This is a genomic window from Gardnerella sp. DNF00476 (assembly GCF_049262735.1).
Taxonomy (GTDB): domain Bacteria; phylum Actinomycetota; class Actinomycetes; order Actinomycetales; family Bifidobacteriaceae; genus Bifidobacterium; species Bifidobacterium vaginale.
On record NZ_CP058401.1, the window covers coordinates 187,820 to 203,822 of the forward strand.

General features: G+C 38.7%; 16 protein-coding genes. All 16 read right to left on the reverse strand.

Going from position 1 to position 16,003, the window contains the following annotated elements; all coding sequences use genetic code 11:
- Positions 1 to 10: 10 nt before the first annotated feature.
- Entirely contained in the window at positions 11 to 307 is a 297-nt protein-coding gene (locus HXT25_RS00730; protein ID WP_004113314.1) for a type II toxin-antitoxin system RelB/DinJ family antitoxin, read from the reverse strand.
- A 211-nt stretch (positions 308 to 518) separates the two neighbouring features.
- Positions 519 to 1,130, reverse strand: a complete 612-nt coding sequence (locus tag HXT25_RS00735) for a CadD family cadmium resistance transporter (protein ID WP_422118563.1) — start codon at positions 1,128 to 1,130, stop codon at positions 519 to 521.
- A 173-nt stretch (positions 1,131 to 1,303) separates the two neighbouring features.
- Complete coding sequence (locus HXT25_RS00740; RefSeq protein ID WP_422118564.1) at positions 1,304 to 1,567, reverse strand: hypothetical protein; 264 nt, start codon at positions 1,565 to 1,567, stop codon at positions 1,304 to 1,306.
- 572 nt (positions 1,568 to 2,139) lie between these two features.
- Entirely contained in the window at positions 2,140 to 3,717 is a 1,578-nt protein-coding gene (locus tag HXT25_RS00745) for a recombinase family protein (RefSeq protein ID WP_422118565.1), read from the reverse strand.
- Positions 3,714 to 4,124, reverse strand: a complete 411-nt coding sequence (locus HXT25_RS00750) for a recombinase family protein (protein WP_422118566.1) — start codon at positions 4,122 to 4,124, stop codon at positions 3,714 to 3,716. Before HXT25_RS00750 ends, HXT25_RS00745 begins: the two co-directional genes overlap by 4 nt.
- The gene (locus HXT25_RS00755) at positions 4,094 to 5,686 is read right to left on the reverse strand and encodes a recombinase family protein (RefSeq protein ID WP_422118567.1); all 1,593 of its coding nucleotides are present in this window, start codon (positions 5,684 to 5,686) and stop codon (positions 4,094 to 4,096) included. Before HXT25_RS00755 ends, HXT25_RS00750 begins: the two co-directional genes overlap by 31 nt.
- 61 nt (positions 5,687 to 5,747) lie before the next feature.
- Positions 5,748 to 5,960, reverse strand: a complete 213-nt coding sequence (locus HXT25_RS00760; RefSeq protein WP_422118568.1) for an SHOCT domain-containing protein — start codon at positions 5,958 to 5,960, stop codon at positions 5,748 to 5,750.
- Positions 5,947 to 6,357 carry a helix-turn-helix domain-containing protein gene (locus tag HXT25_RS00765; protein ID WP_422118569.1) on the reverse strand — a complete coding sequence of 137 codons (411 nt, stop codon included), beginning with the start codon at positions 6,355 to 6,357 and terminating at the stop codon, positions 5,947 to 5,949. Before HXT25_RS00765 ends, HXT25_RS00760 begins: the two co-directional genes overlap by 14 nt.
- A gap of 147 nt (positions 6,358 to 6,504) precedes the next feature.
- Positions 6,505 to 7,425 (reverse strand): GH25 family lysozyme, encoded by a 921-nt coding sequence (locus HXT25_RS00770; protein WP_422118570.1) that lies wholly within the window; start codon positions 7,423 to 7,425, stop codon positions 6,505 to 6,507.
- Positions 7,418 to 7,837 carry a phage holin family protein gene (locus HXT25_RS00775; RefSeq protein WP_422118830.1) on the reverse strand — a complete coding sequence of 140 codons (420 nt, stop codon included), beginning with the start codon at positions 7,835 to 7,837 and terminating at the stop codon, positions 7,418 to 7,420. The genes HXT25_RS00770 and HXT25_RS00775 overlap by 8 nt, the downstream gene beginning before the upstream one ends.
- Positions 7,838 to 7,997: 160 nt before the next feature.
- On the reverse strand, positions 7,998 to 8,360 hold the full coding sequence (locus HXT25_RS00780; RefSeq protein WP_422118571.1) for a toxin: 363 nt from the start codon (positions 8,358 to 8,360) through the stop codon (positions 7,998 to 8,000).
- Entirely contained in the window at positions 8,341 to 8,523 is a 183-nt protein-coding gene (locus tag HXT25_RS00785; RefSeq protein ID WP_422118572.1) for a hypothetical protein, read from the reverse strand. Before HXT25_RS00785 ends, HXT25_RS00780 begins: the two co-directional genes overlap by 20 nt.
- Positions 8,524 to 8,602: 79 nt before the next feature.
- Positions 8,603 to 11,410 (reverse strand): phage tail spike protein, encoded by a 2,808-nt coding sequence (locus tag HXT25_RS00790; protein WP_422118831.1) that lies wholly within the window; start codon positions 11,408 to 11,410, stop codon positions 8,603 to 8,605.
- Between the two features lie 12 nt (positions 11,411 to 11,422).
- Positions 11,423 to 12,076, reverse strand: a complete 654-nt coding sequence (locus tag HXT25_RS00795) for a hypothetical protein (RefSeq protein WP_422118573.1) — start codon at positions 12,074 to 12,076, stop codon at positions 11,423 to 11,425.
- An 11-nt stretch (positions 12,077 to 12,087) separates the two neighbouring features.
- Complete coding sequence (locus HXT25_RS00800) at positions 12,088 to 14,655, reverse strand: hypothetical protein (RefSeq protein WP_422118574.1); 2,568 nt, start codon at positions 14,653 to 14,655, stop codon at positions 12,088 to 12,090.
- Positions 14,656 to 15,146: 491 nt separating this feature from the next.
- On the reverse strand, positions 15,147 to 15,803 hold the full coding sequence (locus HXT25_RS00805) for a hypothetical protein (protein ID WP_032812428.1): 657 nt from the start codon (positions 15,801 to 15,803) through the stop codon (positions 15,147 to 15,149).
- Positions 15,804 to 16,003: the final 200 nt, after the last annotated feature.

Below are 16,003 nucleotides of genomic sequence, written 5' to 3' on the forward strand. Positions count from 1 at the left end.
TCTATCCCTATCATCGTTCAAGCTCTTCAAAAACATCATCTATCGGATAACTATCACCGCGAGCCGCCTGATCATAGCCTTTAGTCATCAAAGCATTAAACGTTTTCTCATCCATATCATCTTGTGCTGGAAGCGACTTCGGAATAGTAAGAGAAAACAGAATACCCTTATTAAGAATGATTTGACGATAAAACATGTCAATAGCAGTAGCCATAGGAACTCCAATCGTTTCCAAAATCTGCTCAGCCTGCTGCTTAATATTTTCCTGTATTCTCACATTCACATTCGCACTTTTAGTAACTGCCATATCAACCAATCTCCATACACACACCATAAATACTGTATCGCATATTGCAACACATTTGCACGAATGGGATTTTTTGACTGTCATACACGATTTTTATGTTCGCATTACTGCATCAGATAGTACGATCAAGCGCCGTGATGGTGGGAAGCCCCGCTTATTTTCTCGTTTGAGTTTGAACATAAAAATAGCAGATAAAGGGAAGGAAATGAATTTACACAACTTTTAGGACTTGACCTATGAAATAATTAATAGTTCCATTTTCAATCAATATATAAAGACCGAGTCCAATAAACACGACAGGTACAATTACTTTTTCGCACTTTTCCACAGTCTCTCCGATAGCAGAAATTGAGGCGAGATTTTGAGATAATTTGCATAGAATCAAAATCCCTAAGGCAAATATTACTAAACTTATACTAATCTCAATCAAACTCTTTCCTGTAAAATAGGGGATATAAATTCCTAAATTATCTCCACCCATTGCCACTGTTAAACTTGTAAATGCTAAGATTTTTGATCCATCTCCGGTAATTTTCCCCTCGATATCTTCTTCATCAATATCTTCATCCACAAAAATTGCTCTTATACCAAGACCTAGCGGAATTAGACCAAGGAGTCCGATAATCCAATCTTGTGGAATAAAATTTAAAAAGTAAGCGGCAATAAGACTAGCCAGTACAAGCAGTCCTGTACCTAAATACTGCCCTACATAAATTGATTTCAAACCTTTCTTTCCTTGACTAGCGAATAAAATAGTCAAAACAACTAAGTAGTCAATGGATGTAGAAACAAAAACTAATAAAGCGGATACTATTGTTTCCATTATTTCTCCTTTCAAAATGTTAAATTTTTTAGACAAGGGGGTGCGGACATTTTTTCGACAGACGCACCCTCTTCTCTCCATTGATACTCAACCCGTAACTCTTTTAACAGCAAAAAAGCACGTCAGAGACTTGCTGATATACTTTTATTTTACCTTACACTTTTCCTGTAAGCTTAACACTTTAGTTCCGTTTTGCTCCCATCAATGAAAGTAAGATCAACCTTTCCATCGTGATGCACAGTTAGATGGTCAACAATGCTAAGCCAGACGTTTTCATCGAACACTGTTAACAAGTCCTGTTTTTTCAAGTCCTCGATAAAATATTCAACTTCATCATGCCTCATTTGCTTTTCAACAATACGAGCTTTTACTCCCTTAAGCCTTGATTCTAAAGTATTGAACCTGTTCACTAGACTCGTATATTTTTTCTCCCACATATGCTACAGTACATTTCCTTCTGCATAAATTTTTTCCACTTGCAAGGTGGGTGCAAAGTGGCGAATCGACTTGCATAAGCGATTAAAACATAATTCGCGAATGCACTTCGATTCGCTGAGCTTGCTCAAAGTTGAAAGCACAGTGTGCTTTCAACGCAAGCGAAGTACGTTAACATCCTGTGCACTCGACCCCAGAGCGTTGATATCTTCCCCCATACAGCCAAATCACACTCAAAAACAACGCCAAGCCAGCTTACAGCCGCCGCACGCTAAACCTTTTAACGATAGCCCTCGCTAAGACTTTCTACACAAGGGCAAACTTGCACCCACCTAATCAGCCTTTGACATCAATACGACACTCTCGACGTGGATTGAGAGAACTCCAAGTATAGTTACACTTTTTGAGTGCACACTATGGATAGTGGGTGCACTTTTTAACGATAGGAAAAGCTATCGTTAAAAGGTTTAAGATTGGCTTAATAGCTTGATTCTTGAGCATAAAAAATAGCCTAGAGATGATTCCCCCTAGGCTGAGTTTTGTAACATTTCAAATGCTAAAAGTACTTTGGCTTTTATGATGCTCTTTCAATATTCACGCTAATCTCTGATTTAAAAGTTACGCTGAACTTGTCCTCGTAAACTTTTATTTTCTTGATGTACTTTCTTACCAGCTTCTCGTCATACTCACTAATATCGTGACGCTCATTTTTCAGAAAATCTTCCATTTCTCTGATTCGTCTTTTAGCATCTTCTTGACCTGCTTTTTCTATAAGAAGCTGCTGTTTCTTAACCTTAAGCTCATCAATCTCGTTGGCAGTTTTCGTGTAGTCTTTTTTAGCTTTAAGCAAGGTTAGTAGTATCGCTTGTTTGTCCGCGATTCTTTTATCAACCGTTTCAATCTCGTTTAAGTTATTGCCCGCGATAATTTCTCTAATATTATTCTTCAACATGTCTAATACTTCATCCGATATACTAAACACCTTGTTTATGGCTTTCACTGTAGCAGACTGCAGTTCTTCCTCTTTTACTGTCGGAGCATCGCAAGCACTAGGACCATTTTCCCATCTGGTACAACAACGCCAAACAATAGATCGTACTCCTCGGTTATTCCAAGCAATTCTTCTGTAAACATCCCCGCATTTAGAACAAACACATAGGCTGGATAAAGCGTACTTACTGGAATAAACTCTCCTTTTTTTGTTCTCCTCACCGCTAAACATGTTGGCTCGTCTTACCATTTCTTCTTGAACTTTAAAGAAAATATCTCTTGGAATAATAGACGCGTGGCTATCTTTTACATAATACTGTGGTTCTGTTCCATCGTTTTTTATACGAACATGGTTAATAAAATCTGTCGTGATGGTTTTTTGTAAAAGAGCATCACCAATATATTTTTCGTTTTGCAAAATGGTTTTAATATTAGACAAGTGCCATTTTAAATGCCCGGCGCCGTTTTTAATGCCGTCTTTTTCAAGGCCCTCCGCTATATCTCTAAGACTTGCTCCTTCTAAATATTCTCTATAAATCCTTCTTACGACTTTTGCTTCCTGTTCAAGAATTACAAGATTCCCCTCATCGTCTTTTGTGTATCCTAAAAACCAGTTATGGTTGATTTGCACTTTCCCTTCCTGGTAGCGAAACTTAAGTCCAAGCTTCACATTCTGAGAAAGCGACGCGGATTCCTGTTGAGCTAAAGAAGCCATGATAGTAAGCAATAGTTCTCCGCTTGCTTCCATGGTGTTGATGTTTTCTTTTTCAAAAATGATCGGAATGTTTTTGTCTTTTAACTGTCTAACAAACTTTAAACAGTCGATAGTGTTTCTCGCAAAACGGCTAATAGACTTAGTGATAACCATGTCTACTTTGCCACTCATGCAATCGTGGATCATGTCGTTGAAACCGACGCGTTTTTTCGTGCTGGTTCCTGAAATACCGTCATCAGCGTAAATGCCGGCAAATTCCCAGAGAGGATTTCTTGAAATATAATCCGTATAATGCTGAACTTGCGTGTCATAACTTGTTGCCTGTTCTTCACTGTCAGTACTGACACGACAATACGCTACTACTCTTAACTTCGGCTTATCTTTATGCTTATCTACCGTATTCCCCGCTATTTTTCTTGGTGGAATAATTGTAACGTTGGCATTCATTTTACACCTCCCTTGATTTGACTGTACGCGTATGCTGCTTGCCGATAAGGATCATCGTATTTCTTTTCTATAACGCCTATTTCATACGTGAAATTTGTTGTAATTAAAGGTTTTAGCTCTGTTGTACGAGGTCTTTTTCTAAAATTGTTGGCTCTTAACTGCTGAACTTTATAAAAAGTTTCTTCATCTAAAAGACTCGGGTAAATCGATGTTCCTAAGTACGTTTTATTTTTCAAAATATTGCTAATTACAGAATGTGTTTTATTAATGTTCACCGCTCGAGCCGTTTCAGAAATCGTTCCAAATTCTAAGAATTTACGGAAAAGTTCTCTCACTTTCAGAGCTTCTTTTTCGTCTATAACCGCTTTACCGTCTACTATTCGGTAACCATATGGGATGTGTGCCATGTTTCTTTCACCTCTTCTTCTAATTCCAATCCGCATTTCAAATGAAAAATAAATTCTGTTCTGCTTTTAACTACGACATCGTCTACGAAATCTAGAAAATTCTCGTCCTTAAACTCGCTAAATACTTCTGTGACGCTTACGAACCGTTGAAGTTTTTGTGCCTCGTTTAAGTGCGTTAAGTTACCGTTTAAGCTGTTGGAAAGCTGAAGTTTTTCCTTAAGACAAGTATCTATTTCCGTTTGAAGCTGATTGCTTTCCAGATAGTAGGAATCCATCTCAATGTAGCCACCGGCTAAAAGCTTACTGAGTACTTGCTCTTGTTCTTGCAGCTTAAGCTTTTTTTCTTCGAGTTCGATAACCTTGTTCAAACCGTCTTTACTATTCACGTTTCTTAAGCTTTTTATGAAAGGCGTTAATATCTGAGCGTATGTTGCTTTGAGCTTGTTAAGCATTTGAAGAAAAGCTAATTTAACATACTCCTCTTTTACAGCTTTCATAGGGCAGCATTTAATTGCACGTATATGCTTGGTACAACACCAAACAACATAGGCTCCATCTTTTTTATACCGGTCGTGTTTCTTTAACCTACTATGGCAATTACCACAGTAAAGTTTCCCTGAAAACACATATCTAGCAAGGTATTTATTACTACCGCCGGTAATATTTAGTTTTAATTTTCTCTTCTGTCTCAGCTCATGCACAAGATTAAAAGTTTCATGGCTGATGATAGCCTCGTGATGGTTTTCAATAACATACTGTTTTTTCTCGCCACAGTTTTTATGGCGGTTAAAATTATCATCCGTGTATGTTTTCTGAAAAATCACATCCCCTGTGTATGTTTTATTGTTCAAAATAGCGTTCACGGTAGTCGAAGACCATTTAGCTCCTCTTTTCGCAGGAATCTTTTTAGCAGTCAGCTCATTAGCTATCACATGCCCGCCTTTACCTAAAAGTGCCATACTGAAGATGTCTTTTATAACCTCAGCTTCCTTTGGAACGATAATCATTTTCCCGTTCTCGTTTTTATAGCCATACGATGGGGAAGAAATGATATAGCTTCCGTTTTCGAACCTTTTTTGAATTGCCCACGTGTTGTTATCTGAGATAGATCTTGATTCGCTTTGCGCAATGGAACTTAAGATAGAAAGCATAAGCTCCGAACTCATATGCTCGGTATCAATGTTTTCTTTCTCAAAATACAAATAAATACCAAGACCGGTAAGTTTTCTAACTATTTCAAGACAGTCAACCGTGTTTCTTGCAAGCCTACTAATAGACTTTGTAATAACCCTGTCTATCTGACCGCTCTCACAGTCTTTAAGCAGTTGTTTAAGACTTTCACGCTTATCGATTTTCGTGCCGCTAATACCCTCGTCAAAGTAAAGTCCCGCATACTCCCAGCAGGGATTAGACTTAATATAGTTTTCGTAATGCTCCTTTTGTACCTCTAGACTGAGAAGCTGCTCATCACTATCACTAGAAACTCTCGCATATGCTGCAACCCGTATTTTTCTAAGAGAATTATCCGGCTGTTTGGCTTCCAGTTTTGTTATCATTTTCATCATCTCACCTCACTTTCTTACAGTCATATACATCACTCTAAAAGCAGTGTTTATCAAGCTTTTAGCCCAATAATTCCTTGTAAAACGGGTGAAATTTTTCCCTGTTAAGACGGCTTATTTTTTCTTTTTCTTGCTCGCTGATAAGCCCTTTTTTAAAGAGTGAAATGGTAAGTTTTTCGGCTATTTCAAAACGAAAATCCGCCTGCATACTCTCTTTCGTCCAAGCCCTCGCTTTAACATCCGTTAGCCCGTGAACATCATTACTTATTAGCATGATGCTCACCTCCAAAACGATGTTCTATATAGCAGGCGTGGCAGCAGTATTTTCTGGTTTTATTACCGTAAGAGATAAAAGAATTTTTGCAGTTAAGACAAGCACACTCATAGTTTGCCTGTCTTTTTACCAACTGTGTATGCTTACTCCACCACGTGTTTCTACACGCGTCAGAGCAGAAACGTTTAACTTTTCTTCCTGTGTTTTGCTTGATTGGTTTTGAACAAGATTCACATAATGCCGTCTGTGTTTTCATAGACTGGATTACGCCTAGACTGTTACGTTTGCAGTAGCTTTTAATCGTGTTAACGGAAACATCCATACGGTTTGCAATCTGCGTATAGCTAAGACCTTCATCTCTTAGTAATTTGATTTGCTGTTTTTCTTCCATATTCATTTGCCTGTGCCTCCTTACATCACAGGCAAAGAAAAAACAGTGTTTTTTAACCTCTTGACTTGACAATTTAACCTTAAAAAATAAAAAAAGCCCGAGGATTGCTCCAATGTAGGAACAAGCCTCGGGCTTTACATGTTTCAAACTGTTTTATAAGAGTTCGTTTACTCGTTTTTGTACCGTAGCATAATCGTATCCGGCTTGAGTTAGACGCTGTTTACGCTCATTTCCGTTACCCCACGTGCCTCGGATTACTTCACGTGCAAGCTCATCAACTGACTTTCTACAGGCTTTAACACCGAGAAGCTCATTAACTTTATTTTGCACGCTCGTATAATCGTATCCGGCTTGAGTTAAACGCTGTTTACGCTCATTTCCGTTACCCCAAGCGCCGTTAATAACTTCTCGCGCCACCTCATCAATACTTGACGTGCGCGTAGCTTGATTGGAGCCGCCGTTTTTACACCCGTTTAATCCAGCGTTTTTTATCACGCTCGGATAATCCACGTAAGCATAATCCATGTCAACTCTGCCGGCTACTCCAGGCACACTGCCACTTGACGAGTATTGCCAAAGACCATACGAACCCTGATAATTGCAGTGCGTGTTCCACTGTGCGATCCACAAAGCGTAACGGTTTCTAACATGAGCGGACACAAGATTATTAGCAGTTGAAAGCGAGGTGTAAAAACCTGCATAATACCCGCAAGCTTCCAGCTTATTGCAAAAACTGGTAATCAGCGAATCGCAGAAAGCTCGCCCACGGTTAAGCTGGCTTTTTTCTTCTAAATCAAAGTAAACTGGGTACTCAAAACTCTTACCTGAAAGCATGTTCGCACAGCTTTGAGCTTCCTCAGCTGCCTCAGAACTGGAGTTTGCGTACGAATACCAGTAGGCTCCAACGTCAAGACCGCATGTTTTTGCTTTACGATAGTTCTGTTCAAACCACTTGTCTTTGCATCCGATACCGTATCCTGCTCGAATGATCACAAACTCAACGCCGGATGCTTTTACCGCGTTGAAATCAATGTCACCCTGCCATTCTGATACGTCTATTCCTTTTTTACTCATGAGTATTGTCCTTCCTGTTCTTGTCGTGTAATTGTTCTAAAACGTTTTTTAATTTCTCAGGCACGGGAAGCCCCAGGTGAGCCGCGTTTTCGGTTAAAGATAATCCTTCGTTAGATAGGTAGAAGAAAATTACTGCGGTTCTAATCACGCTTCCTTGTTTCAAAACATGAAAATCTATAATGTTTGCTATGCCAACAAGCATAAAAATGAGCACCTTTCTAAAAATGCCCTTAAAACCAATGCTGCTAGACAGTTTCTTATCCGTGACCGCACACATCACGCCTGTAATATAATCCGCAACTACAAATAAAACGAGTGCGAGGATAAGCCCGTCGCACCCGCCTAAAAAGTATCCCAGCCAGCCGCCTACTAGTGTGAAAGCCAGTTGGGTACTATTCCAAAATCCTCTCATAATTCTCCTTACAAGTTTTCCTAACATTTGCCAGTACTCTTATAAAAACAAAAAACAAAAAGTAGAAAGTAATAAAAAAGGGCAGGCATGGTTTAAACCACACCTGCCCTAACATTTCAACATTTCAGCATTTCAACTGATATTATTTTTCAACACATGACTACTCCTTACCACCTTTTACACTTTTCTCAACCATTTCATCTTTTACACTTTTCCCAGCCGCTTCATCTTTTTCATCTTTTTCATCTTTTTCAGTTTTTTCGGCTTTTATTTTCAAAATCTCGTCGTTAAGCTCGCGTTCTCTAGAATTAAAATAGTCTTCTAACTGTTTCACATACGCTTCATATTCCATCGAGTTTTCCGCGATCACCGCAGAACGCATATCAGATAATACGCTTGCAACAATGCCTTCTATCATGTAAGTAGGTATTGGTATTTGCTTATTCAACTCGACTATTTTTTCGTTTAACTCAGCCTTATATTTTTGCACAGCTACCGCGTAGCTAATCGTCGGTTTCACCACTACTCTCCTCCAATCTTTTTAGAATAATATCCAGCTTGTGGCTGATTTCGCATAAAATTTTCGTATTATCAACTACAGGTGTCGTAATACTTTCTGTCACGTCTTTTAAGCGCGTGCCTTTATTAGCCACTATTTTGTTTGTGGGAATAATTAGTTTCTCCATAACAAATTCTCCTCCATTTCCATCCAGCTTCCGCTCACGTTCACTTCCGCGCTTCCACCCGCGTTCACTTCCGCGCTTTTTAATAGTATTTAACTTTCATGAGTATCCCGTTTTTAAACACCATGTGAGCGTTAGAACCCCATTTTGAAGCTTTACCATCCTGGTTCATTTCAATAATCTGCACATAGTTAATATCCGCGTCTACTCCTGCACCGTCTTGCCAAACAGGATCTATAATCTTGTTACCATGCATGTAAAAGTTGCATCCAGCGTGAATACCATACTCTTTATAAATGCTTTGCGAACGTGAAAAACACAGCATAGTAGCGTATGTTTCTTCATCAGCTGATTTACGCTGCGCGAAAGCCATATACTTTCCGTCGCTAGTAAGATGAAAAACTAGACCCTTGTGAGAATTATCTTCTTCCCACTCGCCGGTTCCAACATAGCCAATATACACGCCGTTACGGTAGAAGTTGTTCCCATTTTTATCAAAAACAGCTCTTTTATGATCCTCATCAACTTCACCATCGTAAAGCTCTATCTGCCCGGGTGTTATTTGCACGTATTTACTCGAATGGTTAAACCCGAGAAGGAAACTGTTATAGTTTTGCTGCATGAAACTACCAAAATCACCTTTTTTAACCATTGAAGATATGGAATCTTCTACTATGGTTAGTTTAGAAATAGCCTTATCAGCCGTGGATTTAGCAGCCTCAATGTCTTTATCTTTAACTCTTGCCCAAGCGAACGTTCTAAAACTACTTATACTGTCAGCGGAAACGTAATGCCACAGTTTGCTTGTTCCACCTTTATACGGGTGTTCAGACTCAGGATAATTTTCACCTTTAACCTCAATAATGTTAATATCTTCAGGCAGTTTAGACACGTATCCTGAAATTTCTCCTGAATACTCTTTTGTAATGCTATCAATCTTAAAACCATAATTGTCAAACGGAGACCAGTTAGTTCTAAAATGTAGCCAAAACTCGTTTGATGGAACAAACACTGTTGCGCCAGAAATTTTTTCACCAGTTAAACCAGGTATAGCGTAAATTTTATCCTCATACTTGTAAAAAATGTCTACAAAATCGTCAAAAGCTGATTCCGTATGCGACTTCTCATTAAATTTTACGGCTAAACTTTCCTGCTTAACAATAAGCCTGTAAGCGTAGCCGGTTGACGTGTCGTAGAAAAAATCACCAACATGCTGCATTTTTTCACTATCAGTCAGCCACAAGCTCATAGGAGCGTTAAAATGGCTTGGAGTATACGAACCGTAATAGTTACCGTTTTTCTGTTTAAGACTATGGTTAACGCTTTCAACACCAGCCTCAATCTTACCGTCTGTAACATTGAGTTTCGTGTTGATTTCACTTATCGTGTAATAGTTTTCAAGCCTCCTACCAGTGTCTTTTATAGCCTCGTTTTTTGCTTTACTAATCTGCTTTTCTACCTGTGAAGTGTAAGAAACTGAAAGTTTTTCCGCGTCAATCGAATGCCCGATAATCCTGTCACCATACACCATGCCGTCAAGAGTCATCGCAGTATTGTAAGGCCCTGAAAAACCGTTATGGCTTCCAGCAATACCATTCATGTTAACCTGTAAAACTTTCGTAGCAGTGTTCTTATCAGGCGTATCCATGTAAAGGTCACGAACCCACATGCCTTTACTATCGTATTCGCTTATCTTATAGCCGCTTTGAGAATTACCCATTTGCGCTTTAATATTATCGATCGCAGCTTTAACACGCTCGTTATCAATTTTTCTAGCTTCAACCGCTTCTTCTTTTAACGTTTGAACAGCATGCGACACGTTTTGCACATACCCTTTAGAAATCCTGCTCGCAAGCACGATTCTAACTTCGCCTGGTTTTTGAATCGGTATAGTCTGTTTTACTACAGGAAACACGCGATCCATGCCAAATTGTGGAGCGAGACAACGAACCCTATCCCCACACTCAATCGTCGCATAATATAAACCTAACTCGGATAAGTCAACCGCGCTAAGGCTTATTTCTACATGCTCAAACTGGTTATCCTGTAACCATTTAGTAGCTTTACGCATAAGATTAGTTGGAACTGTCACATTATTAAAATTAACAACTTTACAAACCCAGCCGAATGTTTTTTGCGCTTCACGAGATACTATATAGTTTTTCCCATTGTTTATTGAAGTAATATCAACATGCTTTTTAAGAACCTCGTTTTCACCATTCTCGTTTTCCAACTCTTTGCCGAGAGGAATAACCGCTGTAGTAACATCCTCTGCTGAAAGGTTTTCCGCGTATTCAAGCAGGTTCAAGCCGAAACTAATATGCTGGCTTGTAGCTTTACCTATTTCTTCTAAACGTAGGTAGTCTAAGTAAAGTTTCCCGTCTTCTTTTCTAAGCCGCAAATATCCGCCAAGCTTTTCAACCATTTTTCCCATAATCGCTTCAAGCGTGGTTTCAAAATTAGTAAACCTGTAGAGCGAATCATTCGAGTCAGATACTGTTACGAAACCAATTCTTATTTTCTTATAATCATCTACCTGACTGTTATGAGCTTGTAAAAGTTTTTCTAAAAGCTGGTAGGAACTCTGATCATGATATTCTTTCTGAGGTTGAATACTATCCGCTAAATAAGTTAACAACCCTACGCAAGTTACTTTCTTACTACCATACAAGTTTTTTACTTGTTCTCTAACCTCGCCGAAGAAAATCTCCTCATCGTCACGCCACACGCTTACTATTGATTTCCGGTTTTTAATAAGCTCATAGCAAGGGTTTTGACTAGGGCAAGTAAACGTTAACGTTCCCGCAGTGTTAAGCTCCAAGTTTAACGTAATATCATCAAGTACTGCTTTATCATCATTCGGATAGTAAATCGTATTACCGTCAAGCATAATCCTGTACACTCACAACCACCCCCTTTTATAGGAAATATTTACCATCCCGTTTCCAACGAATGTTAAACTCATGTTTATTTTTGAACGAAGCTGTGGGAAACGGTTAACACCTGTTTTAATCTCATAGTTTTTACCATTAGAATCCAGTAGCATACTGTTAGATGACAGGTTGTTAAATTCTGGAATCAGCGTCATGTCAAAATCGTGAACGAGTGTTATTTCCCGCTTATCATCTACTTGCACACCCCATATTGTGTGAACACCATCCGAATCATCTACACTATACTTATATGGCTGCAGCTTATAGTTGAGTGTGAGAGTTGAATAGTTTTTATCCGATTTAAAACCACTAACCCACACTCGACCCTGATAGTAGAACAATGGTTCATCATCAAGAGACAGTTTCACACTCTTACCGTGGATTAACGTTTTAACACTATGGCATGTTTCACTCCACTTGTTTTTGTCTGCAACAATGAATTCAAAACAGCCTTCACGCATCTCGTATAACACTTCACCAGCAAGACTTTCACTAATATCAATACTTTCCTGCCTGCCTGGTATTTGCAAATACTCTAATTTAGGTTCTGGAAGTTGAACGAGCGGACGGCTTGTAGCAACAAGCCCTAGATCGTTAAAACTATGCAACCCGTTTATTAGCATCCCATACACTTCTACCACCCCCTTGCTTTTCTTGTTTGAAGCTTAAAAAGCTCACTGTCCATCCTGTGCGCGATACCACCCACTAGTTCACCAGTGTCGAGCACAATACTCTGGTTAGAAAACTGTGGGAAATACGCGTCCATAATCGCTAGAATCTGGTTCATAACACTAAGCATTTGCGTGTTCGCTCCAGTGGTCATGTTTTCTAAACTATTCAACCCCATAATCACTTCCGGACCTTTCTCTCCGCCGCCAAGCATACGCCCGTTTTTCTCACCGAAAATAGTCGCCCCGTTTAACAGCATTGGCTTGTTCATTGCTTTCTTATACCAGTCGATAGCAAGATACGGTACAGACGGTGGCGTAAGAGAGAATTGTCCTTTAATACTAAAATGCGGCAGTTTAATATGAGGAAGACTAAGTTTTATGCCAGAGAAAAACCCTGTTATAGCGTCGATTACTGCTTTAACCTTGTTTTTCGCCGCCTCAATCGGAGTGATGATAGCGTTTTTAATACCATTCCAAACTGACACAACCGTGTTTTTAATACCGTTAAACACAGACTTAACCATGTTTGCTACTGAATTAAACACTGTTGAAATGCTTGTTTTAATACCGTTTACCACGCTCATGATCGCAGTTTTAATACCATTCCAAACACTTGTTGCAGTGTTTTTAATACCGTTTAAAACGTTAGTGAAAAACGATACGATACTATTCCAAACATTCATGAAAAAGTTTTTCACACTCGACCACAGTTTGTTCCAACTAGTGCCAAAGAAAGACAAAAACACGTTAAAAACGTTTTTTAACGTGTTAAATACCGTTATGAACGTGTTTTTAACCGCGTTCCAAACAGCAGTAAAAATTTCTTTTACACCATTCCAAAGCTGAGACCAGTTACCAGTAAACAAGCCTATAAAAACGTCTAAAACGCCTGTGATTAAATCAAGAACGGTTTTGAAACTAGTAAAACTTAAATTTAAAGCGCCTTCAAACAGTGGAGCTAGAATAGCACACAAACCATTCCACACTGTTTTAAGCCCTTCAACAATACTCGTAAAATCAATACCAAGGCTTGACAGTTTTTCTTTAACACCATTAACAAAACCGGTGAAAGTTTCCTTAATTTTCTCCCAAACAGCAATAACACTGTTTCTAAACTCTTCGTTAGTGTTCCATAAGGTTACAAAAGCTGCTACCAGAACACCAATAACCGCAACAACAGCGAGTATTGGCGCGGATACTCCACCTAAAACAGCGCCTAACCCTTCAAGAATACTAGAGCCGGAAGTAAAACTTGCGAACATTTTACCTATAAACAAAGCTAGTTTAGAAAACCCTTGTATAGCAACACCTATTTTAGAAATACACGTTCCAAGAACCACTAAAAAAGGGCCAACTGCCGCAGCAATCAGCCCAAGTGTCACTATAAGTTTTTGACTTTCTGGAGAAAGCTGTTTAAATTTAGAAAGCCATGCTGAAATTTTCTGCATTAATGGTGTTATGACGGGAAGTAAAACATTACCAATAGTCGCAGCAATATTCTGCAACTCTGTTTTTAGAATCTTCATAGAACCCGAAGCGCCCGCAGCTTCACGCCCAGCCTGCCCTTGAGCGTCAGCAGTCTGCTCCATAATAAGAGCCAAAGTAGCAGCCTGTTTCGCTTGCAAGCTCATCGCGCCTCTACCATCATGCAAACCCATAGCAAGAGCTTTAGCTTTAATAGTCGCCTCGTTAACACCCATACCATAATTGTCAAGCATCGCATTATTACCTTTAAGCGCGCCCGTTAAAGCAAGAACAGCAGACTCGGTCGTGCCACCAAACATAGCAGACAAGTCGCCTGCAAGAGCAACCAGCTTCTGACTCATCTCAGCTGCTTCAGCATCACTTTTCCCACCAATATTTTTCAACATCGCGCCCATAGTATTCGCATACTCTAAAGCTTGACCTTGAGCAATACCATAATAGGATTTCAAACTTCCTGACCATTTAAGCATTCTGTTAGCAGACTTACCGTAAATCTGCTCTGTCGCACCCATAGCATCCTGTAAGTCTGCTGCAGCAGTAAAACCAGCAGTACCAATAGCAGCAATCGGCAGCGTAACTTTCGTGCTTAAACTTTGACCAAGAGATGACATACCATCTCCTAGTTTCTTTATCTTTTTACTCGTACTATCAAACTGGCTACTAAGCTTGGTTAAACTAACACTACCTACCTGTTTTAATTTTTCTTTTAAACTATCAAGATTATTTTCTGTCTCAACAATCTCACGCTGCAACGCATCATACTTGTCTCTACCAAGCTCCCCGTTTTCCAACTGTACTTTAGCCTGCTTATCCGCCTGTTTCAAAACGTTAAGCTTATTAGACGTTTCTTGGATTTCTTTCTGCAAAAAAGCCTGCTTTTGGCTTAAAAGCTGCGTGCTAGTCGGATCAAGTTTCAAAAGCCTATTAACATCACGAAGCGACTGCTCGGTTGAGCGAATAGTCGAATTCACCTGTTGTAAAGACTTATCTAAGCCTGTAGTATCCCCACCAATTTCAACAGTAATACCTTTAATCCTGTTTGCCATAACTTCACCTCCTTCCTAAAAATAGGCATGAAAAAAGCACCTACTATTTAGTAAGTGCTAGAAATAATCTTCCATGATTAATTTATCAGTAAATCAATCTATTCAAGTTCTTTAGTTCTATTTCATTTATATTTATGTTCGTATAGCCGTCTTTCAATAATTCTACTCGTACAGATCTAAATAAATCCTCACATACATCTGGACGATTTAATGTTTTTAATCGATCATCATAATGTACTGTAGTTGTCAGAAATAACTTATCACAATCTATTCTAGTTGGTCGCGTAAATGGATTCCTAGATATATCTGGCTGCTCATCATGATAATGAACCATTGGGTTTCTAATAAGCATATAAGGTTTTAGTGTTTGACATTTAATATACTCATACACTGTACCCGAATGTTTATTACAAATATACATATGTGAAGCCACAGCCATCCCATCCGATATAGACGGATAAGGCACTTTCATCCTCACAACATCTTTTTCGTTAATCAATCAGAAGCCTCCCTTCTTCGTCAATATCGACGAATACTGGATTATGGAGTTCTTCATTTTCCGCAAGAGTAAGCATCATATCGAAATGTTTCTCCGTAAGTAATTCCGAATCAGATTTTGAAAATACAAAGTATTTTTTATCTAAATTTATAATTTTTGAGTTTTCTACCATATTTGTTGAATACATTGCATCTAATGCATCGATCAGTTTTTTATCATTATAATTGAAGTCCGATTCATCTAAATCTACTTGATACTCACCAGACACAATGCGATTTTCTTTTGATTTCCAAAGATTCATCTGATGTGTAAGATCAGATAATTCCTTTTCCGTCATAGTACCAACTATAAAAGCGCATTTTTCAGCCCTTTTAACATTAATAGCTTCAACATTTTTATCATACGCATTCTGAGCCGCCACATTAAAGCTTGCTCTTTCCTTAGTATAATCTCCCCAAACATTACTAAATACCGGACCTTTTTTATACCCTCTTAAATGACTAAAATCAGGTGTTTCTCCAGATACTTTCGTAAAGGCTTCATAAAACAGCAAAAATTTTTGCAACTTTAAAGGGGTCTCATATGATGTATTGTCATTATTCTTTAGCCAACCACTTAAATATAGTTTTCTTTCATTTGAATAAATCATATTCATACTCCTTTCGTAAATCTTTTCAATTTACATCAATCTGATATTAATGTAAATATATTTTCCCATTTTTTGTGCTTATTACTATATTTATCATTATCATACCAAAAATACTCAAGTCTTTAAATTAGAACTTATCAAACTCTGTTTGGCTTGCGAGCTTATCGTATTTCACACTATCGTTTGCTTTCTCTGTCCAC